This window comes from Roseateles chitinivorans, assembly GCF_050632145.1.
Taxonomy (GTDB): Bacteria; Pseudomonadota; Gammaproteobacteria; order Burkholderiales; family Burkholderiaceae_C; genus Roseateles; species Roseateles chitinivorans_B.
In genome coordinates this window covers 6,175,954-6,198,195 of the sequence record NZ_CP192577.1, presented here as the reverse complement: position 1 = coordinate 6,198,195, position 22,242 = coordinate 6,175,954, and the positions used below count along the sequence as shown (strand labels likewise).

Genomic DNA, 22,242 nt, shown 5'->3' with positions numbered 1-22,242 from the left:
ATCGACGCAAGCGCCGATGATCACGGGGCAAACGCTCGACTGTCGAGGTCGAACGACACGGTAACCGGATGCGTTTCCGGGCCTTTCCGCTGTTGCGGATCGGATGCTGATTTCCGGGGTGGGACTCTCTAGAGTCGCGGCCGTCAGCAGTACCGACGCACCCCCACCATGTTCCGTTTCCCCTGGTCTTCCGCAGCCGCCACGGCTGCCGCCGCGGCCCTCAGCGCCTGCGGCGGCGGGGGCGGCGGCGGTGATTCGCCCGCCACCCCGAGCGGCGCCGCACCGGCGCCCGACACGGCGCCCGCACCCGCACCCACGCCCGCAGCACCGTCTCCGAGCCCCGCACCCGCGCCAGGACCTGCGCCCACGCCGGCGCCGGTCCCGGATCCCGCACCGGCGCCGTCGACGCTCCCGTCCGCGAGCCTCGTGCTGCCGCTGCCCGGCGATGCCCAGGCGGCGCGCTTCCTGGCGCAGGCCGGCTTCGCCGCGAGCGAGGCCGACGTCGCCACGCTGAAGACCATCGGCTACAACGCCTGGCTGGACCTGCAGTTCATCGCGCCGCGCACCGAATCCCACTGGGACTGGTTGACGCGCAACGGCTACGCCACCGACGCCAAGAAGAACGCGAACTTCGACGGCTTCCCCAACAGCGTGTGGTGCAAGTTCATCACCTCGCCGGACCAGCTCCGTCAGCGCATGGTGCTGGCGCTGTCGGAGATCTTCGTCGTCTCGGGCGTCGGCGCGACGCTGCCGTGGCGCACGATGATGCTGGCCGCCTATGCCGACGTGCTGGAGGACAACGCCTTCGGCACCTTCCGCGGACTGCTGGAAGCCGTGGCGCTGTCGCCGGCGATGGGCACCTTCCTGGCGATGCGCGGCAGCAAGAACGAGGACGGCAAGGGCCGTCAGCCCGACGAGAACTTCGCCCGCGAGGTGATGCAGCTGTTCACGATCGGCCTCGTGCAGCTGAACCTGGACGGCTCGGTCCAGACCTCCGGCGGTCGCCCGATCGAGACCTACGACCAGGGCGCGGTCACGCAACTGGCACGGGCCTTCACCGGCTGGGACTTCGACACGGCGAACCCCGCCGGCGCCGACGGCACCTTCATGCGCCGTCCGATGGTGAACAGCGCGACCAATTTCTCGAGCGGCGCCAAGACCGTGCTCGGCAGCACCATCTCCGCCGGCGTGGACGGGCCGACCGCGCTGCGCCAGGCCCTGGACACGCTCGCCAACCACCCGAACGTCGGGCCGTTCTTCGGCCGGCAACTGATCCAGCGCTTCGTGTGCTCGAACCCGAGCGGCGCCTATGTGCAACGGGTGGCCCAGGCCTTCAACAACAACGGGTCGGGGGTGCGCGGCGACCTGAAGGCGGTGCTGCGCGCCGTGCTGATGGATCCGGAAGCGCGACTGATCGACGCCGGCGTGAGCAACTCCGGCAAGTTGCGTGAACCGGTGCTGCGATTCGTCCAGGTGGCGCGGTCGATCAAGCTGACGTCGGCCGGCCAGTGGACCATCCCGGACACCAGCGATCCGGAAACGCGCCTGGGCCAGAGCCCGTTCTTCAGCCCGTCGGTCTTCAACTTCTACCGGCCGGGGTACGTGCCGCCGAACTCGGCGATGACGGCGACCGGGGTCACCGCGCCGGAGTTCCAGCTGCTCAACGAGGTGACGGTCACCGGCTACCTGAACTTCATGCAGACGCTGCTGACGACCGGGCAGGGCGACGCGAAGCCGGACCTGACGGACGACATGGCGCTGTCCACCGACGCGCGCGCGATGGTGGCGCGACAGGCGCTGCTGCTCGGCGGCGGCAGCATCTCCGACGCGACCCAGCAGCGCATCGCGGCCGCGGTCACGACGATCGCGGCCAACACCGACGACGGCAAGATCAACCGCTCCCGTGCCGGTTGGATGCTGCTGCTCGCCTGTCCCGAATACCAGATCCAGAAATGACGACGTCGCCTCGCGGCGACCTTCACCGGAGACTTTCCGTGGCTCATGTGTCCAAGCTGTCCTCGCTGCATCGTCGCGAGTTCCTCAAGCGCGCGTCGGTCGCGTCCGCCGTGGGTGCCGCCGCGCCGTGGGCGCTGCAGCTCGCCGCGATCGGCGACGCCGCCGCCGCGACGACGGGCGGCGACTACAAGGCGCTGGTGTGCGTTTTCCTGTACGGCGGGAACGACCACGGCAACACGGTGATCCCGTACGACGCCGTCAGCCACCAGGCCTACACCGCCATCCGACCGACGCTGGCGATCGGGCGCGACGCGCTCGCGGCGACCGCGCTGGCGCCGACGGTGGCATTGCCGGATGGACGCCAGATGGCGCTGGCACCAGGACTCTCCGCGGTCAAGCCGGTGTTCGATGCTGGCCGGCTTGCGGTGATGCTGAACATCGGCACGCTGACCGCGCCGATGACGCTGGCGCAGTTCAAGTCCGGCGCGGTGCCGGCGCCGCCCAAGCTGTTCTCCCACAACGACCAGTCCAGCCTCTGGCAATCGTCCAACGTCGAGGGTGCGCGCACCGGCTGGGGCGGGCGCATGGCCGACCTCATGCTGTCGGGCAACGGCCGCGCCGGGCTGACCTGCATCAATGTCTACGGCAACGCGATCTTCCAGGCCGGCGATGCGGCGTTCCAATATCTGACCGGCCCCGGCGGCAAGAAGCCGATCACGGGCATCGGCAGCCAGGTGTTCGGCTCGACCTCGTGCGCCAAACTGCTGCGCTCGCTGATCACCGAGGACCGCACGCATCCGATGGAATCGGAACTCAACCGCGTGACCGCGCGCTCGATCGATCTGCAGACGACGCTGAGCACCGCGCTGGCCGGCGGTGCGACGCTGTCGACCGCCTTCGCGACGGACTCGCTGGCGCGTCAGCTCAAGATGGTGGCGAGCCTGATCGCCGCGCGCGCCTCGCTGGGGATGACGCGGCAGGTCTACTTCGTCGGCATGGGCGGATTCGACCTGCACGACGGGCTGACGACGCGCCATCCGGCGCTGATGCAGCAGGTCGGCGGTGCGATGGCGAGCTTCGACGCGGCGCTGCAGGAACTGGGCATGGCCGACCAGGTCACGACCTTCACCGCGTCCGACTTCGGCCGCACGCTCAGCAGCAACGGCGACGGCACCGATCACGGCTGGGGATCGCATCACCTGGTGATGGGCGGCGCGGTCAGGGGCGGGCGCTTCTACGGGACGGCGCCGTCGGTGAGCGTCAACGGACCGGACGACGTCGGCCAGGGCCGCTTGTTGCCCACGACGTCGGTGGACCAGCTCGCCTCGACCCTGGCGCTGTGGATGGGCGTGCCGCCGTCGGAACTGCGCACGGTGCTGCCCAACATCGGCAACTTCGCGGGCCCCGACCTCGGCTTCATGCGGTGACATGCACCGTCATGGATCACGCGGATCGGCGGTAGCTCCGATGGATAGGGGTTTCTCCGCGTTTCCGGTGTCCTCGGAAAATCGGTCCGGAACCCGACATCCAACGTTCCCCCAACCCTAGGGGGCTCCGTCCGTCGAGTTCCGCTACGCAAGACCCTGACGTTCTCCTAACATTCCAGCCGAGGCCCCTAACGTACCCACAACGGCAGGAAGACCGTGCGCGAGTGCGAATCGAGGGCCGCGTTCCACGCACGCCCACCAGGGAGGCCGAGATGGATGGAATGCTGGGGAGGACCCCGGAGTTGGGACGGCTCTTGTCTTATCGAGGGCCCGAGCGCCGACGTGGCGCGCCGGATCGGTGGTGGCGCCATGCGCTGGAGGAGATCGACCTGGGCGTCTGCCTGGTCGGCGGCGAAGGCCAGCTCCTCTATGCCAACAGCACCGCGCGACGGCAGCTCGACGAGACGTCGCCGCTGCAGATCGTCGACGGCCAGTTGATCGCGGCGCAGCGCAACGACCAATTGCGACTGGACAGCGCGCTCGCCGACGTGCAGCGTGGGCTGCGGCATCTCATCTGTCTGGGGCGCGGGGCAGGACGCCTGTCGCTGTCGGTGCTGCCGTTGCAGGACGGGCAGGGGCGACCCTCGCAGGCGATGGTCGTGCTCGGCAAGCGCAACCTGTGCGGCGAGCTGCCGATGCTGGCCTTCGCGCGGGAACATCAGCTGACGGCGGCGGAGCTGCAGGTGCTGCAGTCGCTCTGCTCTGGCCTGCAGCCGCAGGAGATCGCGCTTCGCCACGGGGTGGCCATCTCGACCGTGCGCACGCAGATCGCGAGCGTGCGGGCGAAGACGGCGACGGAAAGCATCCGCGACCTGGTGTCGATGGTGGCGCAGTTGCCGCCCATGCAGGGCGTGTTGCGGGCGATGGAGCGGGCTTGAGGCAGCCTGCCTGTTGAGGCCGCTTGCCTGCAGCCTGCCAGCGCGCCTGCCTGCGGGGGCCGCCTGCCTGCTGAGATCGCAGCGTCGGCCGCGAGGTCAAGGGGCCCCGGCGTCAAGCGCCGAATCTATGGTCACCCCCGTTTTTGCAAGAGCTTGTTGCAGAGATCGGTGTGAAGGAGGCTTGCGTAAATCTATCCGGCGTCTGGGTGGGGAGGTTGTTCCCCGCGCCACGATGAGAGTCGCACCTGGCAGTCCTTTAAAACCCCTCGGCTTCGATAGCCAAAGGCCCTTTCTGGATGCCTGCCAGGCCGAATGGGCCGTTCACGTCATCACTGCTGCAGCAGTCGCAAAACCTGTTGGGTGTTCCTGATCTGGGTTGAGGGGAAGCCAGTTGCCTGGGTTCAAGCAGCCGCTGGCTCCGGTCGTAGCTTGGCTGGGTCGTAGACCGCGTGGTGCCTTGCCAATGCCCAGGCCATGCGCGCGAGCTTGTTAGCCAGGGCGCAGGCCACGATGTTGGAGTGACGACGCGTGAGCAGCGAGCGCACCCAGTCGGCCAGCGGGCTGGGGTACTTGTCCACCCTCTGCATGAAGGCCCGGGCGCACTGAACTAATAGGCGTCTCAGGTTCTTGTCGCCGCGCTTGCTGATGCCCAGCAGCGTGGGTCTGCCGCCGGTGCTGTACTGCCGCGGCACCAGGCCCAGGGATGCCGCGAAGTCGCGGCTGCAGGCGAACTGGTGCCCGTCGCCCATCTCGGCGCACAACACGCTGGCGGTGATGGGGCCCACGCCCGGTAGCGTCATGAGCCGCTCGCCCAGGTCGTCTGCGTGGACCTGACGGCTGAGCATCTTCTCGACCTCGGCAATCTGGCCGTCAAGGTACTTGAAGTGCGCGTGCAGCCGCTCCAGCAACGAGATCAGCTGGGGCGGGAGATCCTCGTGCTCGACCAGCAACGCCGGCAGTCGCCGGGCGACGGCCAGGCCGGTCGGCAGGCTGACGCCGAACTCCAGCAGGAACCCGTGCATCTGGTTGGTCGCCTTGGTGCGATCGTGGACCAACGACTCACGCATGCGATGCAGCATCGACAGCGTCTGCTGGGCTTCGGTCCTCGGCTGTACAAAACGCATCGTCGGCCGCGAGGCGGCCTCGCAGATTGCCTCGGCGTCGATGAAGTCGTTCTTGTTGCCCTTCACGAAGGGGCGCACGTACTGCGGGGAGATCAGTTTGACCTCGTGGCCCATGGCGACGAGCTTGCGCGCCAGGTAATGCGCGCCGGCGCAGGCCTCCATCACGGCCGTGCAGGAGTGGAACTTGGCGAAGAACTCAATGAGCTGCTTGCGGGTCAGCTTCTTGCGGAACACCGCGAAACCCTTGCGGTCCTGACCATGCAGGTGGAAGGAGTGCTTGCCCAGGTCGATGCCGACCATCGTTACAGAGTCCATGATGACCTCCGCTGCAGATAGAAGAACACCCCGGCAACTTACGTCACCGGGGTGCTCTAGGCAAAAGGGAGATGGGGGTGACCATCTCATTAACCCCTCGACCTCCCGTCCCCCACCATCGCCGGACTTCCCCGGTTTTGCGACCGAGGACTGCGGGGAGGGTCAGGAGCGTCGGGGTTCCAAGATCTTCTTGTAGAGGGTCGAGCCCTCCAGATCCTTCAGCGTGACCGTCATCGCGCGTGTCTTGGCATCGATGTCGACCTGGCCGAAGAACTGCGTGTCGGGCGCCGGGGCGGCGTTGGCAATGCCCGGCCCCTTCTGGTACGCCACCTGCATGCCGAAGGTGCCGTCGGCCTTGTTGGGACCGAAGCCGCCGGCGTGCAACGGGCCGGAGACGAATTCCCAGAAGGGCAGGAAGTCGGTGTACTTCGCCTTGGCGGGATCGAAGAAGTGCGCCGCGGTGTAGTGCACGTCGGCGGTGAGCCAGACGATGTTGTGCAGCCGGTGGCGCTTGATCTCGCTGAGCAGGCGCGCGATCTCCAGTTCGCGGCCGCGCGGCGCGCCGTCGTCGCCGTTGGCGATGGCCTCCCACTTGTCACGGCCCTCGGCATCCTTGCCGTCGTTGACGTGCAGGCCGATCGGCATGTCGGCGGCGATGACCTTCCAGACCGCCTTCGAGCGCTTCAATCCTTCGAGCAGCCACGCGATCTGCGGACGGCCCATGAAGGCGCTGTCGGCGTTCTCCTCGGTCTGGAGGTTGGCGCTGTTGGCGCCGCGGTAGCTGCGCATGTCGACGACGAAGAGGTCGAGCAGCGGACCCTGCGGCAGGTGGCGGTAGATGCGTTCGCCTTCGGCGTCGCCGAACCGGCGCATCGGCGCGTATTCCTGGAAGGCCTTGGTGGCGCGGGCGACGAGCAGCGGGATGTTCTTCTCGGTGTAGCGCGCGTCGCCGGAGAGGTCCTTGCTGTCGGAGTAGTTGTTGGTGACCTCATGGTCGTCCCATTGCCAGATCTGGGGGACGTCGGCCGACATGCGGCGGACGTTGGCGTCCATCAGGTTGTAGCGGTAGCGGCCGCGGTACTCGTCGAGCGTCTCGGCGCCTTGCTGGTCTGCTCGGTGACGACGTTGCGCCAGAGCGAGCCATCGGCAAGCTTGATCTCGGCGGGGATGGGGCTGTCGGCGTAGATGGTGTCGCCGCTGTGCAGGAAGAAGTCGGGGTTGATGCGGCGGATCTGCTCATAGATCTTCATGCCGCCCCATTGCTCGTTGATGCCCCAGCCCTGGCCGCAGGTGTCGCCGCTCCAGGCGAAGCGGACATCGCGCAGGCCTTTGGCGCCGAGGGCCGTGGGCAGGCGCAGATGTCCGGCGACGGGCTCGGACATGACGCGCTCGTTGTGCAGGTCCTGCAGGACGACGCGATAGAAGATCTCCTGGCCGGCGGGCAGGCCGCGCAGGTCGACGCGGCCGGTGAAGTCGGAATCCTCGAGCAGATGCGGTCCGCGCACGCGCTGCAGGTTGGCGAAGCTGGCGGTGGTGGACCACTCGAGCCACAGCCGGCTCGGCCGGTCGCCCCGCGTCCATACGATGGCGCCGTCGGCGACCGGATCGCCGGACTGGATGCCGTGCGGCATCTGCGGCCGCATCGCATCGCGGGTGATGACGGCGGGGGCCTGCGCCAGCGCCTGCGCGCCGGGCAAGGTCAGGAGCGAGGCACCTCCGAGAAGCGTGCTGGCGTGGAGGAAGCGGCGGCGGTCCATGCGGGTCTCCCGGAGAGAGAAAGGGCGAAGCCCGCGATGCTGCCGGGAGGGTGTGACGGGGAGGTGACCTGGCCCCAATGAGGGTGGCTTTCAGCGTGCCTCCAACACACCTGCGCCCGCGTTCTCTCCCGCATGGGAGGGAACAGAAATCCAATGTTGATGGATATCAACGCTGCTCTACGGACATCAGATTAGCCTCGAAAAAACTAATCGAAACGTATAGCATCCATGAATCGCATCAACTGGACCGAGAAGGCGATGCGGCAGATGTTGAAGTTGCCACGCGATGCGGTGAAGGCGATTGCCGGCGCCGTCGTCATCGAACTGGCGGACCTCAAGGCTGCGCGCAACGTCAAACGACTGATGAACCATCCGTATGCGTATCGGCTGCGAGTCGGGGACTACCGCGTGTTCTTCGATTTCGCGGTCGAGGTCAGGATTGTCTCCATCGAGGAAGTGAAGAAGCGCGATGAACAAACGTATTGATTTCCAGACCATCCTCGGCGCCGACGGAACGCCCGCATTCGTCGTGCTCCCCTACGACGAGTTCGTGCGCCATTTCGAAGCGGTGGGTGACTTGATCCCTGACGCCGTTGCGCAGCTCGTGTTCAACCAGAACATGACCGGCGCCAAGGCATGGCGCACACACCTGGGGCTCACGCAGCAGGTCGTCGCGGATCGGCTCGGGATCACGCAGGGTGCGTATGCGCAGCTGGAGGCGAGTGGACGCCAGCGGCGCTCGTCGCGCGAGCGGATTGCGAATGCGCTGGGCATCCGGCCAGGGCAATTGAATTTCTGAGCGGCGATGGAATCCGTCGGCGTCAGCCGACCGTTCTCACTGCCCCGCCGGCGGCTCCCACAGCTCGACCTTGTTGCCTTCCGGGTCGATGACCCAGCCGAACTTGCCGTATTCGGAGTCGTCGGTCTTGTCGAGGACGTTGCAGCCCTCATCGCGAAGCGCTTTGAGCAGCGACGTGAGATCGGCGACCCTGTAATTGATCATGAAGGGCGCCTTGTTCGGCCCGAAGCCGTCGCCGCCCTCGGCCGCGCCGATGGACCAGATGGTCGAGCCGCCCGTGGGTTGACCCGCCTCGTCCGTCCAGGTGAACGCCGCGCCCCCCAGGCCTGGACGTCAACGCCCAGGTGCGTCCTGTACCAGTCGCGCAGGGCCGCCGGATCCTTGGCGTTGAAGAAGATGCCGCCGATGCCCGTGACTCGTTTCATGTCGGAGCTCCCGTCCGTTGCGATGCCGGGAGCGTAGCGCCGACGGGGGCCGCGCGGTGGCGGCCGGCACCGCTCAGAGCGTCAGTGCTTTCACCGACAGTGTGTACAGCAGCGCGAACGACCAGAGCAGGTAGCCCACCAGCATCACGCTGACCAGCGCGATGCCCGCCACCCGGGGAAGGCGGCGCGGCAAAGCCACCGCCGCCCACTCGAAGACGATGCCCATCACGCCCAGCAGCACGACGCCTTCCCACGAGAAACGCGCCGCGGCGAGCGCCGTGGACATCGCCGGCACGCCGCCGAGCCCGAGTAGCACCACCGTGCCCGCCAGCCAGGTGAAGGGCAGGCTGGCCAGTTGCATGACGTACTTGAAGCGGACGAACTCACGCTCCTTTGGTGGCTTGTCGCGGACGACGCTGCCGAAGAAGAAGCGCAGCGAAGCAGGTCCATTCACCACACGCAGGTAGATCAGTCCCGCCGCGAACGGGATGAGCGTGCCCACCACCAGCACCGCCAGGCCGTCCGCGGGCAACGCGAGGCCGCGCCACAGGTCGAAGACGCTCGGCACGGCCCCCTGGGCTGCGCCGTGGAAGAGGGCGACGATCTGCGCGCCGAACACGCTCGCCAGCGCCAGCTTCAGGGTGAAGCCGACGCGGGGGATGAACATCGTCGCTTCCACGACGACGAGGAAGACCAGCGCGATGGCCAGCCAGCGCAGCGGGTAGGCGCCCAGGAGCGCCCACGCTTCCATGGCGGCGGACATCAACGCCGTCAAGCGCTACCTCGACGTGTTGATTGACCGATCGCAAGGACGCGGCCGGCGGCTCTCACCGACGATGCACCGCTCCGCGCTTGAGCGTCAGCAGACACAGCAGCGCGATCAGGGTGAACAGGGCGCCGCTCCAGATCTCGTAGGGCAGACCGAGCAGCGAATACGCGGACGCTTCACTGCAGTTGGCCGTGACCATGAAGATGCTCGGGATCCGATCCTCCAGCTTGAACATCGTCAGCACGCGATCGGCGAAGGTCATGTCGCAGCTGGCCAGCTTGGAGGCGACCTCATGCTGGTAACCGGCGGCGAACAGCCCGGCCACGCCCAGCGCGCCCGACAGCAGCAGCGCCAGCACGCGCACGGCACCGACGCGCTGCAGCACCCAGCCCAGGGCGCTCACCGCCGCGATCAGCAGGAAGATCCCCCGCTGCATCACGCACCACGGGCACGGCTTGACGCCGAACTGGTACTGCGCCACCAGCGCGGCCGCCACGGCGGCGAGCGAGACCAGCGCGCTGAAGGCCAGCACGCGCGAGGCGGTCAGCGCACGCATCAGTCGGCGATCTCGGCGATCAGCTCGATCTCGACGCAGGCGCCGAGCGGGATCTGCGCGACGCCGAAGGCGCTGCGCGCATGCGCACCCTTCTCGGCACCGAAGACCTCGCCGATCAGCTCGGACGCGCCGTTGGTCACCAGGTGCTGCTCGGTGAAGTCGCCGGTGCTGTTGACCAGGCTCATCAGCTTCACGACGCGCTTGACCTTGTTCAGGTCGCCGACCGCCGCGTGCAGCGTGCCCAGCAGGTCGATCGCGATCGCGCGCGCGGCCTGCTGGCCGGTCTTGGTGTCGGTGTCCTTGCCCAGCTGGCCCACCCAGGGCTTGCCGTCCTTCTTCGCGATATGACCGGACAGGAACACGAGGTTGCCGGTCCGGACGAACGGCACGTAGGCCGCGGCAGGCGCCGCCACCGGCGGAAGTTCGATGCCGAGCTGGGTCAGGCGGTCGTAGACGGAAGTGCTCATGAGGGTCTGCGCGGAAGTGGAAAAAATCGCCGCGAATCCTACACCCCGGCCTGGCGCTGGACATTCGTCCCGCTGGCGGCCCTGCTCGGCATGGGGCTGGTCCATGTCCTGCCGGAACTGCCCGGTCCCGCGGCCTGGCGGGCCTGGACCGCGATCGCCGTGGTGCTGGCGGCCACGATGGCGCTGCCGGTCACGCTGTTGATGGGGATGTCGCTGGTGATGCCGAATGCCGCGCCGATGGCGCTGCCGGTGGTCCTGTCGATGGCGCGCTGGGGTCGACATTGGCTGGCCTGGACGATGCTCGCGGCGATCGCCGGGACCGGACTCACCGCGGCCCGGGCCGGGACGCGCATGGCCGAGGTGCCGCCCGTCGAGCGGGAGGGGCAGGTCATGACGCTCACCGGTCGCGTCGGCAGCCTTCCGCAGCGCACGGCGGGCATCGGCGGCGTCGACGGCTGGCGTTTCATCCTCGATGTCGACCCTGCCGCGGTCGGCGAAGGCGCGCCGCCGCGCGTGCTGCTGTCCTGCTATCAGATGCCGCTTCCGCCGCGCGCCGGCGAGCGATGGCGCCTCGACGTCAAGCTGCGCCGTCCGCACGGGCTCATGAACCCGCACGGCTTCGACCAGGCGCTCTGGATGCTCGACCAGGACCTGCCCGCCGCCGGCAGTTGCCGCAGCAAGGGGCAGCAACGGCTGGAGGCCGGCGGCTTCGGCATCGATGCGTTGCGGCAGACGATGCGCGACGCGATCGACCGGCAACTGGGCGAGCGGCGCGACCGCCGGGGCGCCGGCGTGCTGGCCGCGCTGAGCCTGGGCGATCAGGGCGCGGTGAATGCGGCCGACTGGGGGCTGTACCGCGATGCCGGTGTGTCCCATCTGCTCAGCGTGAGCGGGCTTCACGTGACGATGTTCGCGTGGCTCGCCGGCGCCGCTGCCGGCTGGGCCTGGCGGCGCAGCGCGCGGCTGTGCCTGTGGTGGCCCGCGCCGCGCGCGGCGATGTGGATCGGCGTCGTCGCGGCCGGGCTCTACGCGCTGTTCTCCGGCTGGGGCGTGCCATCGCAGCGCACGGTCGGACTGCTGGCGATCCTCGCGCTCCTGCGTCAGGCCGGCGCGCGCTGGCCCTGGCCGACGAGCCTGTGCGCCGCGGCGGCCGGCGTCTGCGCCGCCGATCCGTGGGCGCTGACGCAGGCGGGGTTCTGGTTGTCGTTCTGCGCCGTCGCGCTGCTGATGGCCGCGGACCATCGCGCCGATCCCGGCTGGCGCGGCGCGCTGCGCAACGCCTGGCACACGCAGTGGGTGGTGACGCTGGGCCTGGCGCCGCTGACGCTGCTGCTGTTCCAGCAGCTGTCGATCGTGGGCCTGGTGGCGAACGCCTTCGCCATCCCGCTGGTGTCCTACGTGATCACGCCGCTGGCGATGCTCGGCACCCTGTGCCCGCCGTTGTGGACGCTCGGCGCCTGGTGCGTCGCGTTGATGAACACGATGCTGGAGGCGCTGCGCGTCCTGCCGCTGGCGGTCTGGCACCTGCCGTGGCCGACCGCGGGAGCGCAGGCGCTGGGGCTGCTCGGCGGCGCCGTGCTCGCGATGCCATGGCCGTGGCGCCTGCGGCTGGGTGGACTCGCGCTCTGCGTGCCGATGTTCTGGCCGGTGCTCGAGCGCCCCGCGCCCGGCCATCTGGAACTCTGGGTGCCCGATGTCGGCCAGGGCGGCGCGGCGATCCTGCGCACGGCGCACCACGCGATGGTCTTCGATGCCGGACCGTCGTGGGGGCCCGGATCCGATGCGGGACAACGGGTGCTGCTGCCGCTGCTATGGGGGCTCGGCGAGCGGCGGCTGGACCTGCTGATGGTGAGCCATGCGGACCAGGACCACCTCGGCGGTGCGGCGAGCCTGCTGGCGGCGATGCCCGTGGCGCGCCGGCTCGGTGCCGTGCCGGGTGGCGAAGCTTGCTGGCGCGGTCAGCGATGGACCTGGGACGGCGTGGGCTTCGAGGTGCTGTCTCCGATGGCGGAGGGTGATACCCGCCAGACGCGCAAGGAGGCCAGGCGCAATGCCACCTCGTGCGTGCTGCGCGTCGAGGCGGCGGGTCGCCGCGTGCTGCTGACCGGTGACATCGAATCGCCGCAGGAAGCGCGCCTCGTGCGCGAGGACGGGGAAGACGGCCTGCGGTCCGAGGTCCTGGTCGTGCCGCATCACGGCAGCCGGACCTCGTCGACGATGGCGTTCGTGCGGGCGGTGTCGCCGCAGGTGGCGGTGGTGCAGTCGGGTTACCTGAACCGCTTCGGCCATCCGAAGCCGGACGTCGTGGCGCGCTACGCCGTCGCCGGGGCGCTGCTGCTGAACACGGTGGACTGCGGCGCCTGGCGCTGGCGCAGCGATCGCCGGTCCCTGCCGGTCAACCACTGCGAGCGGGCGACGCGTCGACGCTATTGGCTGCGCGTTCCGGCGGGTGTCCGCCCGGATCCTTCCGATCTTCCCGACGTCCCCGACCTTGCGGGCGACCTCGCCAGCACCCCCGAACCCGACCCTGCGGAGGCGCTCCCGCCCGGTCTTCCCCCATGACCGCGGTCTGCGCTGCCCCTTCCACCGGGGCTGTGCACGCCGCCGGACTGGTGCTAGGTTGCGAGCACGACGCCACAACCGGCGCCGACAGGAGGATCACATGGGAATGCTGTCCGACTTGAAGGTGGGCGTGAGGCTCGGTCTGGGCTTCGCGTTGCTGTTGCTGCTGATGCTGGCGATGGGCGCCTTCTCGGCGAGCCGCGTGGCGCAGGTCCAGGCCAAGGTCGACGATCTGGCCATCAACTGGCTGCCGAGCACGCGCCTGCTCGGCACCATCAGCGACTCGATGAACCAGATGCGTCGCGCGGAGCTGCAGATGCTGGTCGGCGGCGATGCGAAGGCGGTCGCGGACGAGGCGGCGCGGCTGACCGAGCAGTGGGGCGTGCTGCCCGGGCTGCTGTCGAGCTACGAGAAGCTCATCGCGAGCGACAAGGAACGGCAGCTCTTCGAGGAACTGGGCCGGCAGGTGAAGGCTTATCGCGCGGTGCAGGAGCGCTACGTGGCGGCGCTCGGCGCGGGCCAGCGGGACGAGGCCGTGACCTTGCTGCGGGGGATTCGCGCACCGCGTTCCGGGGCGCGACCCAGCGGCAGGCGGACCTCGTGAAGATCAACGCCGAGGGGGCGGACGGCGCGCACCAGCAGGCGCGGGCCGACTACCGCGTCGTGCTGACCGCGATCTGGACACTGGTCGTCGCGGCGATGGCCCTGGGCGCGGTGGTCGGCTGGCTGTTGACGCGTTCATTGACGCAGCCGCTGCGCGCGGCCTCCGAGACGGCCGACCGGATCGCGGACGGCGACCTGCGCGACATCGCCGCGGCCTCGCGCCGGGACGAACTCGGCGACCTGCTGCGGGCGCTGGGCAAGATGCGCGACGCGCTGCATGCGTCGGTCTCGACGGTGCGCTCCAGCGCCGACCAGATCGCCGAATCCAGCCGCGAGGTCGCCATCGGCAGCAGCGACCTGTCCAGCCGGACCGAGGAGGCGGCGTCCAGCCTGGAGCAGACGTCCGCGGCGATGCACCAGTTGACCGACGCCGCGCGTCAGAGCGCCACCAGCGCCGACGAGGCCAGCCGCATCGCCCAGGACGCGGCGGGCGTGGCCAGCCGCGGCGGGGACATGGTCGGCCGTGTCGTCTCGACGATGGCGGGCATCCAGCAGTCGTCACGGCGCATCGCCGACATCATCGGCGTGATCGACGGCATCGCCTTCCAGACCAACATCCTCGCGCTCAACGCCGCAGTCGAAGCGGCCCGCGCGGGCGAGCAGGGGCGGGGCTTCGCCGTGGTGGCCTCCGAGGTGCGCGGCCTGGCGCAGCGCAGCGCGCAGGCGGCGCGGGAGATCAAGACCCTGATCGCGGATTCGGTCGAGCAGGTCGAGACCGGCTCTCGCGCGGTCGGCGACGCGGGCACGACGATGACGCAGGTGGTCGACGCGGTGAAGCAGGTCAGCCAGCTGATCCGGGAGATCGCCGAAGCCACCGGCGGACAGACGCAGAGCCTGTCGGAGGTCAACGCGGCGGTGACGCAACTCGACAGCATGACGCAGCAGAACGCCGCGTTGGTCGAGGAATCCGCCGCCGCGGCCGAGGCGCTGAAGGAGCAGGCCGCGCGGCTGAGTCAGGTGGTGGCGAGGTTCAGGCTGGCCAACTAGGCCCCGGCTTCACGCCGTGAACACCAGCGAGATCTGCTCCGGCTCGCGCATCCCGCGGGCCTTGGACGAGGCGGAGCCCGCCACCGACGCTCTCGCGCCAGGCTCGGTCGCCTTCAGGTGATCGACCAGGAAGCGCGCCGTCTCCGGCGAGCGGATCATCTCCGCCGCGACGACCGCTTCCAGTTCCGACGGTCGCACGTCCATCGCCGCGCACAGCTTGAGCAGGCGCGCCTCGGCCTCGAGGTAGTGACGCTCCACCGTCAGCTTGCGCGAGAACAACCCGATCACCTGGCCGACGCGCAGCAGATGCACGTCGAGCAGCGCGACGTCCTCGGACGCCGACCAGCCGCGCACGATCGCCGAGGCCGACTTCGGCCCGACGCCCGGGAGTTCCATCAGCCAGTTGCGCACGTCCTGCCCGGCCTCGAAGTCCGGCGCCGAGAGCAGCGCCGGCATCACCGCCGCGAGGTGCTTCGCCTTCTGCGCCGCGAAGCGGAAACCCAGCACCTTGCCGTCGACGTCCAGCGGCTCGCTGAGCCATGCGGTGAGCGTGAGCTCGCAGACGCCCGGCTGCACGAACGCACCGCGCTCGCGGACGCGCGCGAACGCCGCGAGGCCCACGGCGGCCGGGATGCCGGGCCCGCCCAGCAGCGAGGCGCCGACCTCCTCGGCCAGCGAGCGGCCAGACGCCACGGGCAGCGCCGCGTCGGGACGATCCAGGCGACGGGCCAGCGCCTGCTGCGTCCAGTAGGCCGGGGTGGGGAACTCCTCGACGGCGCCCCAGCGCACGCCGGTCAGCAGGAGATGGTGGGGGTCGGGAAGTTCTCTGTGGAGGGAGCCGTGGCGGGAGACGAGGGCAACGATCTGAGTCATGGGAGAAGGGGAACGCCGCCTCTCTGGGCGGCTGGATAGGTGGTGTTCAGCCATTGGGCGAACGCGGCGCGCTCGACCGGATCCATGGCATGGACACGCTCTTGAAGGCGTTCGAGACGCCGCTTGTGGGTCTGGCGCTCGCGGAAGGTCGCCCCGCGGTGCCGGCTGTCGTGAAGCATCTCGGGCGGCTCGAAGTTGAACCACAAGGTTTCCGTGCGCACGTCGGTGTGGGTCTTCGCGCGGAACTCCGCCGTGCGCCACCCCCGCAGGAGGGCGTCGTACGTCGGATGCGCGTAGCCGGACACGATCACCCGGCACGGCAGCGCCACGAGTTGCGCCAGCAGCGCCTCGTGGTCCGCCGCGCCGTACTCGTGCCGGTAGATGCGCGTCTGCCGGCGCGTCTCGGGGTGATAAGGCGGGTCGACATAGACCAGCTCATCCCCTCGAACACGTGCCGCGCGAGGAAATCCTCGGCACGGCCGTGAACCAGCTCCACGCCGGGAAGGGCCAGGTCGCGCCAGCGCGCGATGACCCGTTCGTCGGCATCGATGGCGATCGATCGACCCGCCGGCAGCTTGTGGCGCAGGACCGCGCCACCCCCACATGCGTCTCGATGTACACCCGGTGCGGAGGCATCAGGTTGATGACGTGCTGGTACGTCTTGCCTTTGCCGCCTGGATACTTCATGTGGCGGATCATCGTCAGAAGTGACGATGATGTCAAGGCAAGGCGGCGGCTCGGGAGGGCCTGCGGAGACCGCGCGACAGCCGGCGGAGCCGGTGCCCCTCGGCGCTCACAGTCTTCGCTTCGCTCAGGGTTCGCTTCGAGGGCACCGGCTCCGCCGGCTGCGAGATACCGAGGGGGCGGGCTCGTCTTGTCGGTCAGAGGGCCGTCAGCCAGTCGCAGCGCAGGCGACCCGATCGGTGCAGTCTCCGGCGACCACCGGTGTAGGCCATCGGCAGCAGCCAGGCCATCAGGCACAACGGCAGTGCGATCCATGCCCGGATCAATAACGCGCCCGGAACACCCATGAAACCCAGCATCCAGATCGTCAGCACGACGTTCCAGACCGCCAGCTCGACCGGGTGACGCGCGCTGTGCATCACCATCCAGCGCTTCACCTGGCTGAGCTGCGTGAGAGTCATGGCGGGCTCCTGGACGACAGGGAAAGGGTTCGGACGGCCCGGAACGGGTCGGGATCCGTGGGGTGGAAGTGTAAGTTTGGAGTCAGGGTTTCCCCATCCCACGCTCGTGGAGCCCGAGTGGCACTGCGGGTTATCCCGCCATGCGGCATGGGGGCCGGGTGCCGACCGGCACGGGTCCGGCCCTGTCGCCTCGTGTATGGTTCGCCCCTTCTCAGAAGGTGGACAGGAGTCCCGCGAATGAAACGACTGATGTGGGCCGCGCTGGCGTTGTACGCCGCGGCCGGCGCCCAGGCGCACGAAGGCATGTGGATGCCGCAGCAGCTGCCGCTGGTGGCCAAGGACATGAAGGCCCTGGGCCTGAAGTTCGACCCCGCGCGGCTGTCCCAGCCGCTGGGTTACCCGATGGGCGCGGTGGTGAGCCTGGGCGGCTGCACGGCCTCGTTCGTGTCCCCGCAAGGCCTGGTGGTGACCAACCACCACTGCGCGTTCGGCAGCATCCAGTACAACTCGACGCCGCAGAAGGACCTGCTGAAGAACGGCTTCCTGGCCGCGTCGCTGGCCGACGAGCTGCCGGCCGCGCCGGGCAGCCGCATCCTGGTGACCGTCGCGCTGACCGACGTCACCGACAAGGTGATCGACAGGAAGACCGCCGCGCTGCAGGGCAAGGCCCGCATCGACGCGATCGAGGCCAACGAGAAGTCGCTGGTCGCCGCGTGCGAGAAGGACGCCGGCCACCGCTGCTCGGTGGGCGCGTTCTACGGCGGCCTGATGTACCAGCTGACCAAGCAGCTCGAGATCCGCGACGTGCGCCTGGTCCACGCGCCGGCCGAAGGCGTGGGCCTGTTCGGCGGCGACACCGACAACTGGATGTGGCCGCGCCACACCGGCGACTACAGCTTCTACCGCGCCTACGTCGGCCCGGACGGTAAGCCGGCGGACTTCAGCAAGGACAACAAACCCTTCCAGCCGCAGCAGTTCCTGAAGATGGCGAGCTCGCCGCTGAACGAGAACGACTTCGTGGCCGTGGCCGGTTACCCGGGTCGCACGAACCGCCATCGTCTGCCCTCGGAAGTCGATTTCGCGTTCTCGTGGGACTTCCCGCATCGCGTCAAGGCGATGGGCGAGCAGCTGGACCTGATCAAGGAATCGACGGCCGGCCGCCGCGATGCCGAGATCAAGCTGGCCAACACGGTCGCCGGCGTCAACAACTACTACAAGAACTACCAGGGCCAGATGGCCAGCTACGCGGGCAGCGACATCCTCGCGCGCAAGCAGGCGGCCTTCGACGAGATGAAGGCCTGGGTGAACGCCGACGCCAAGCGCCGCGCCGCCTACGGCCCGTCGCTGGTCGAGGTGGAACGCCTGATCGCCGAGCGCCAGGGCATCGTGCGCCGCGAGTTCCTGCTGAGCTACGCGACGCCGTCGCTGGTCAAGAGCGCGAGCGACCTGTACGAGCAGGCGCTGCAGCGCAAGAAGCCGGATGCCGAGCGCAAGTCCGGGTACCAGGACCGTGATCAGCTGCGCCGCAAGCAGGCCGTGGAAACGCTGGACCGTCGCTTCGACGAGATGACCGAGAAGAAGGTCGTCAGCCACTTCCTGACGCAATACCTGGCCCTGCCGGCCGACCAGCTGAACGCCGCGTTCCTGGACGCGCTGGGCGTGCGTGCCGGCATGGACGCCGCCGCCGTGACGGCGCGCGTGGACGCGCTGTACGCGGGCACCAAGCTGACCGACAAGGCCGAGCGCACCGCCTGGCTGTCGCGTGACGCCGCCGCCTTCGAAGGCAGCAGCGACACGCTGGTCAAGGCCGCCGTGGCGTTGCATGCCGATGAAGAGGCACGCGAAACCCGCGACAAGGAACTGGCCGGCAAGACGCAGCAGGCCTACGCCGCGACCATGCAGGCCGAGATCGACTTCAAGGCCAGCCGCGGCCAGCCGGTCTATCCGGATGCGAACAGCACGCTGCGCGTGGCCTTCGGTCAGGTGAAGAGCCGCACGCCGGGCGTGGACGGCACGACCTGGACGGCGTTCACGACGCTGCGCGGCATCGTGGCCAAGCACACCGGCACGGGCGAGTTCAATGCGCCTGCCGAGCAGCTCGCCGCGATCAAGGCGCGCCAGTTCGACAAGTACGGCGTGAAGGCGCTGGACTCGGTGCCGGTGAACTTCCTGGCGACGCTGGACACGACCGGCGGCAACTCCGGCTCGCCGGTGCTTAACGGCAACGGCGAGCTGGTCGGGCTGCTGTTCGACGGCACGCTGGACGCGGTGATCTCCGACTGGGACTTCAACGACCACATGAACCGCAGCATCTGCCTGGATGCGCGCTACATGCTGTGGCAGATGAAGGTCGTCGACAAGGCGGACCGCCTGCTGAAGGAAATGAACGCGCTGTGATCGCGCGCTCATCCTGCTGAGCGATCCTCACGGTCGCCTTGATCAACGCCCCGCCTCGTGCGGGGCGTTTCGCTTTCTGGGCTCGCTGCCTGCCTCGACCCTCACCCGAACTCCTCTCCCGCAGTGCGGGAGAGGGGCAAGAGGAGGGGGCTTACTGCGGGAAGGTGCCAGGCAGCAGGATGTCGCGGCCGACGTTGCGCAGTTCGCGGTGGCCGCAGAAGGCCATGGTGAGGTCGAGCTCGCGGTGGATGATCTCCAGCGCCCGGGTCACGCCGGGACGCCCCATCGCGCCAAGGCCGTAGAGGAAAGCGCGGCCGATGTAGGTGCCGCGCGCGCCCAAGGCCCAGGCCTTGAGCACGTCCTGGCCCGAGCGGATGCCGCCGTCCAGGTGCACCTCGATGCGATCGCCGACCGCCTCGACGATGCGGGGCAGCGCGCGGATGCTGGACTCCGCGCCGTCGAGCTGGCGGCCGCCGTGGTTGCTGACGATCAGCGCGTCCGCGCCGGATGCGGCCGCGAGCTTCGCGTCCTCCTCGTCGATGATCCCCTTGATGATCAGCTTCCCGCCCCAGCGGTCGCGGATCCATTGGACGTCGTTCCAGCTCAGCTGCGGATCGAATTGCTTGGCGGTCCACTCGGACAGCGAGCTCATGTCGCCGACGCCCTTCACGTGGCCCACGATGTTGCCGAAGTGCCGGCGTTGCGTGCCCAGCATGCCCAGGCACCAGCGCGGCTTGGTCGCCATGTTGATCAGGTTGGGCAGCGTCAGCTTGGGCGGCGCGGACAGGCCGTTCTTGAGGTCCTTGTGGCGCTGGCCGAGGATCTGCAGGTCCAGCGTCAGCACCAGCGCCTCGCACTTCGCGGCCTTGGCGCGGTCGATCAGGCTGTGGATGAAGCCCTTGTCCTTCATCACGTAGAGCTGGAACCAGAACGGCGCCGTCGTGTTCGCGGCGATGTCCTCGATCGAGCAGATGCTCATCGTCGACAGCGTGAACGGCACGCCGAAAGCCTCGGCCGCCTGGGCGCCGAGGATCTCGCCGTCGGCGTGCTGCATGCCGGTCATGCCGGTCGGCGCGATCGCGACGGGCATCGCGACCGGGCGGCCGATCATCGTGGTCGCGGTGCTGCGGCCCTCCATGTCGACCGCGACGCGCTGGCGCAGCTTGATGGACTGGAAGTCCGCCTCGTTGGCGCGGTAGGTGCTCTCGGTCCAGGAGCCGGAGTCCGCGTAGTCGTAGAACATCCGCGGGACGCGCTTCTGCGCGAGCACGCGCAGGTCTTCGATGCAGGTGATGACGCTCATGCGCCGGATGCTAGGCGAGCCTGACGCACCACGGCCGGAAAGTTTCGCGGGCCGGATCGGAAGATCGCTCCGACGGGCTCAGGGACTTCCCGGGGCGTTCCGGTCAGGCCGCGCCGTCGACCGCGCCTGCGTCCGCGTCCGCAGTCGTGCCCGCCTGGCCGCTCAGCGACTGGCAATGCCGGACGAGCCAGCGCGCGAAGGAGCGTGCGGCGCCGCTGTCGGCATGCCGCACCAGCCCGTAGGGCATCGCCGCGGGCACGGCGAGGTCGAACAGCCGCTTGAGCGCGCCGCCGCGCAGGTAGGTGGCGGCGAGGCTCGGGCGGCCGAGCACGATGCCCTGGCCGCAGGCGGCGGCTTCCAGGGTGAGGCCGAGGTCGACGAAGCGTGTGCCGTGCGCGGGCTCCGGGCCAGTCGAGGCCGGCGGCGCGCAGCCACGGTTGCCAGGGTTGCAGCGGCGTGCGCAGCAGCGGCGCGGAGGCGAGGTCCGCTGGCGCGTGGACCGCGGGCAGGCGCGCCAGCAGCGACGGGGCCGCCATCGGTGTGACGACGTCGTCGAGCAGCACCTCGCCGCCCGCCGGGATGGCGCCGGCGAAGATCTCGACGTCGGCCGGCGGCGCGGGTTGGTCCAGGTAGGGCGTCGACAGCAACAGTTCCAGCTCGATGTCCGGATGCGCGGCTTCGAAGCCGGGCAGGGCGGGCACCAGCACCTGACGCGCGAAGGTCGGCGGGCTGGTGATGCCGAGCCGGACGATGCGCTGCTGTTCGCGCCGGTGCAGCGGCACGTCGGCCAGCAGCGACAGCGCGGTGCGGACCTGCGCGAGGTATTCCTTGCCGGCGGCGGTGAGGCGCAGCGGGTTGCGCGTCAGCAGCGGCAGGCCGAGTCGTTCTTCCAAGGTCGCGATGCGCTTGCCGACGGCGCTCGCGGTGACGTGGAGCACCTCCGCGGCGCGTTCCAGGCTGCCGAGGCGCGCCGCGGCCTCGAAGGCCAGCAGGCCGTCGATCGAGGGCAGGCGCAAGGTGTCGGCCAAGGGCTCGCCGGGGGCGTGTCGCGAGGAATCGCTCATGGGCGCGACTGTAGCGTCCGGCGCCTTCGGGTCCCTCGGGCCGTCAGGGATGCCGGATGGCGAGCGCACGAGGGCCTCAGAGCGCGGCTACAGTGGCGCGATGTCCGAAGTTCCCGAGAGAAGCCTGACCGCTGCTGCCGATGAGGCCGCGGCCGACGACGCCACCGTGCGCGTGCTGGAGCAGGCGTCCCTGTGGCGCCGTCTGCCGTGGATGGTGGGCGGGGCGCTGAGCCTGGTGCTGGGCGTGATCGGCATCTTCCTGCCGCTGCTGCCGACGACCCCGTTCGTGCTGCTGGCCGCGTTCTGCTTCGCGCGCGGGTCTGCGCGCTGCGAGGCGTGGCTGGTCGGCCACCCGCGCTTCGGGCCGATGATCGTCCAGTGGCGCGCCACGCGGGCCGTCCCCTTGCGTGCCAAGCAGGCTGCGTGGGTCATGATGACCCTCAGTTCGATCATCTCGGCGTTGGTGATGCCGGTGGTGCCGTGGCTGCCGGCGCTTTGTTGCCTGGCTGTGGGGCTCTGGCTGTGGAGGCTCCCCACTGCCCGTTGATGCGGTCAGCCGCGCCTTGGCGAGTCGGAAGGCCATGACCAGCGCGGAGAGACCCGCCGTGGTGACGACGATGCGGCTGTGGGCCATGAGTTCATCGATCGCTGCCGACGATGCGACTGCGAGTGCCATCAGGAAAAAAGGATAGACCGAGAATCCAAGGGTGAAGTC

21 protein-coding genes and 1 pseudogene are annotated in these 22,242 nt (G+C 69.2%); 10 read left to right on the top strand and 12 right to left on the bottom strand.

Annotated elements, in window-relative coordinates:
• Nucleotides 1-168 precede the first annotated feature (168 nt).
• The 3 genes from ACQ86G_RS28445 (at nucleotide 169) to ACQ86G_RS28435 (ending at nucleotide 4,321) form a co-directional block, all read left to right on the top strand.
• On the top strand, nucleotides 169-1,956 hold the full coding sequence (locus tag ACQ86G_RS28445) for a DUF1800 domain-containing protein (protein WP_431258396.1): 1,788 nt from the start codon (nucleotides 169-171) through the stop codon (nucleotides 1,954-1,956).
• 38 nt (nucleotides 1,957-1,994) lie between these two features.
• Nucleotides 1,995-3,383, top strand: a complete 1,389-nt coding sequence (locus tag ACQ86G_RS28440; protein ID WP_431258395.1) for a DUF1501 domain-containing protein — start codon at nucleotides 1,995-1,997, stop codon at nucleotides 3,381-3,383.
• Nucleotides 3,384-3,655: 272 nt separating this feature from the next.
• Complete coding sequence (locus tag ACQ86G_RS28435) at nucleotides 3,656-4,321, top strand: helix-turn-helix transcriptional regulator (protein WP_431258394.1); 666 nt, start codon at nucleotides 3,656-3,658, stop codon at nucleotides 4,319-4,321.
• Nucleotides 4,322-4,722: 401 nt separating this feature from the next.
• Here the strand turns inward: ACQ86G_RS28435 and ACQ86G_RS28430 are convergent, their stop codons facing one another.
• The 3 genes from ACQ86G_RS28430 to ACQ86G_RS28420 form a co-directional block, all read right to left on the bottom strand.
• Nucleotides 4,723-5,760 (bottom strand): IS110 family transposase, encoded by a 1,038-nt coding sequence (locus ACQ86G_RS28430; RefSeq protein WP_431258393.1) that lies wholly within the window; start codon nucleotides 5,758-5,760, stop codon nucleotides 4,723-4,725.
• Nucleotides 5,761-5,922: 162 nt separating this feature from the next.
• On the bottom strand, nucleotides 5,923-6,894 hold the full coding sequence (locus ACQ86G_RS28425; RefSeq protein ID WP_431261521.1) for an alkaline phosphatase D family protein: 972 nt from the start codon (nucleotides 6,892-6,894) through the stop codon (nucleotides 5,923-5,925).
• Nucleotides 6,813-7,517 (bottom strand): alkaline phosphatase D family protein, encoded by a 705-nt coding sequence (locus ACQ86G_RS28420; RefSeq protein ID WP_431258392.1) that lies wholly within the window; start codon nucleotides 7,515-7,517, stop codon nucleotides 6,813-6,815. The genes ACQ86G_RS28425 and ACQ86G_RS28420 overlap by 82 nt, the downstream gene beginning before the upstream one ends.
• Nucleotides 7,518-7,745: 228 nt before the next feature.
• Between ACQ86G_RS28420 and ACQ86G_RS28415 the strand changes: the two genes are divergently transcribed.
• Nucleotides 7,746-8,003, top strand: coding sequence for a type II toxin-antitoxin system RelE family toxin (locus ACQ86G_RS28415; RefSeq protein WP_331617828.1), 258 nt, complete (start codon nucleotides 7,746-7,748; stop codon nucleotides 8,001-8,003).
• Entirely contained in the window at nucleotides 7,987-8,316 is a 330-nt protein-coding gene (locus ACQ86G_RS28410; RefSeq protein ID WP_431258391.1) for a helix-turn-helix domain-containing protein, read from the top strand. The genes ACQ86G_RS28415 and ACQ86G_RS28410 overlap by 17 nt, the downstream gene beginning before the upstream one ends.
• A 36-nt stretch (nucleotides 8,317-8,352) precedes the next feature.
• Here ACQ86G_RS28410 and ACQ86G_RS28405 read toward each other — a convergent pair whose 3' ends face one another.
• From ACQ86G_RS28405 to ACQ86G_RS28390, 4 genes are all read right to left on the bottom strand, one after another.
• Entirely contained in the window at nucleotides 8,353-8,520 is a 168-nt protein-coding gene (locus ACQ86G_RS28405; protein ID WP_431258390.1) for a VOC family protein, read from the bottom strand.
• Nucleotides 8,521-8,814: 294 nt separating this feature from the next.
• The gene (locus ACQ86G_RS28400) at nucleotides 8,815-9,504 is read right to left on the bottom strand and encodes a hypothetical protein (protein WP_431258389.1); all 690 of its coding nucleotides are present in this window, start codon (nucleotides 9,502-9,504) and stop codon (nucleotides 8,815-8,817) included.
• 64 nt (nucleotides 9,505-9,568) lie between these two features.
• Entirely contained in the window at nucleotides 9,569-10,066 is a 498-nt protein-coding gene (locus ACQ86G_RS28395) for a disulfide bond formation protein B (RefSeq protein ID WP_431258388.1), read from the bottom strand.
• Nucleotides 10,066-10,533: a RidA family protein gene (locus ACQ86G_RS28390; protein WP_431258387.1), complete on the bottom strand. Its 468-nt coding sequence runs from the start codon at nucleotides 10,531-10,533 to the stop codon at nucleotides 10,066-10,068. The genes ACQ86G_RS28395 and ACQ86G_RS28390 overlap by 1 nt, the downstream gene beginning before the upstream one ends.
• A gap of 90 nt (nucleotides 10,534-10,623) precedes the next feature.
• Here ACQ86G_RS28390 and ACQ86G_RS28385 point away from each other — a divergent pair, with 90 nt between their 5' ends.
• The 3 genes from ACQ86G_RS28385 to ACQ86G_RS28375 all read left to right on the top strand — a co-directional run bounded on the left by ACQ86G_RS28385 (nucleotide 10,624) and on the right by ACQ86G_RS28375 (nucleotide 14,745).
• Complete coding sequence (locus ACQ86G_RS28385) at nucleotides 10,624-13,095, top strand: DNA internalization-related competence protein ComEC/Rec2 (RefSeq protein WP_431258386.1); 2,472 nt, start codon at nucleotides 10,624-10,626, stop codon at nucleotides 13,093-13,095.
• 100 nt (nucleotides 13,096-13,195) lie between these two features.
• Nucleotides 13,196-13,699, top strand: a complete 504-nt coding sequence (locus ACQ86G_RS28380; protein WP_431258385.1) for an MCP four helix bundle domain-containing protein — start codon at nucleotides 13,196-13,198, stop codon at nucleotides 13,697-13,699.
• Nucleotides 13,696-14,745, top strand: a complete 1,050-nt coding sequence (locus ACQ86G_RS28375; protein ID WP_431258384.1) for a methyl-accepting chemotaxis protein — start codon at nucleotides 13,696-13,698, stop codon at nucleotides 14,743-14,745. The genes ACQ86G_RS28380 and ACQ86G_RS28375 overlap by 4 nt, the downstream gene beginning before the upstream one ends.
• Before the next feature lie 9 nt (nucleotides 14,746-14,754).
• Here ACQ86G_RS28375 and ACQ86G_RS28370 read toward each other — a convergent pair whose 3' ends face one another.
• The 3 genes from ACQ86G_RS28370 to ACQ86G_RS28360 form a co-directional block, all read right to left on the bottom strand.
• Nucleotides 14,755-15,618 carry a hypothetical protein gene (locus tag ACQ86G_RS28370; RefSeq protein ID WP_431258383.1) on the bottom strand — a complete coding sequence of 288 codons (864 nt, stop codon included), beginning with the start codon at nucleotides 15,616-15,618 and terminating at the stop codon, nucleotides 14,755-14,757.
• Nucleotides 15,615-15,947 (bottom strand): hypothetical protein, encoded by a 333-nt coding sequence (locus ACQ86G_RS28365; RefSeq protein WP_431258382.1) that lies wholly within the window; start codon nucleotides 15,945-15,947, stop codon nucleotides 15,615-15,617. Before ACQ86G_RS28365 ends, ACQ86G_RS28370 begins: the two co-directional genes overlap by 4 nt.
• Before the next feature lie 552 nt (nucleotides 15,948-16,499).
• Nucleotides 16,500-16,763: a hypothetical protein gene (locus ACQ86G_RS28360; protein ID WP_431258381.1), complete on the bottom strand. Its 264-nt coding sequence runs from the start codon at nucleotides 16,761-16,763 to the stop codon at nucleotides 16,500-16,502.
• Between the two features lie 237 nt (nucleotides 16,764-17,000).
• Here ACQ86G_RS28360 and ACQ86G_RS28355 point away from each other — a divergent pair, with 237 nt between their 5' ends.
• Entirely contained in the window at nucleotides 17,001-19,160 is a 2,160-nt protein-coding gene (locus tag ACQ86G_RS28355) for a S46 family peptidase (protein ID WP_431258380.1), read from the top strand.
• Between the two features lie 151 nt (nucleotides 19,161-19,311).
• Here the strand turns inward: ACQ86G_RS28355 and ACQ86G_RS28350 are convergent, their stop codons facing one another.
• Both ACQ86G_RS28350 and ACQ86G_RS28345 read right to left on the bottom strand, forming a co-directional pair.
• Complete coding sequence (locus tag ACQ86G_RS28350) at nucleotides 19,312-20,463, bottom strand: alpha-hydroxy acid oxidase (RefSeq protein ID WP_431258379.1); 1,152 nt, start codon at nucleotides 20,461-20,463, stop codon at nucleotides 19,312-19,314.
• Nucleotides 20,464-20,566: 103 nt separating this feature from the next.
• Nucleotides 20,567-21,527 (bottom strand): annotated as a pseudogene (locus ACQ86G_RS28345) (LysR family transcriptional regulator).
• A gap of 100 nt (nucleotides 21,528-21,627) precedes the next feature.
• Between ACQ86G_RS28345 and ACQ86G_RS28340 the strand changes: the two are divergent.
• On the top strand, nucleotides 21,628-22,074 hold the full coding sequence (locus tag ACQ86G_RS28340; protein ID WP_431258378.1) for a YbaN family protein: 447 nt from the start codon (nucleotides 21,628-21,630) through the stop codon (nucleotides 22,072-22,074).
• Nucleotides 22,075-22,242 lie beyond the last annotated feature (168 nt).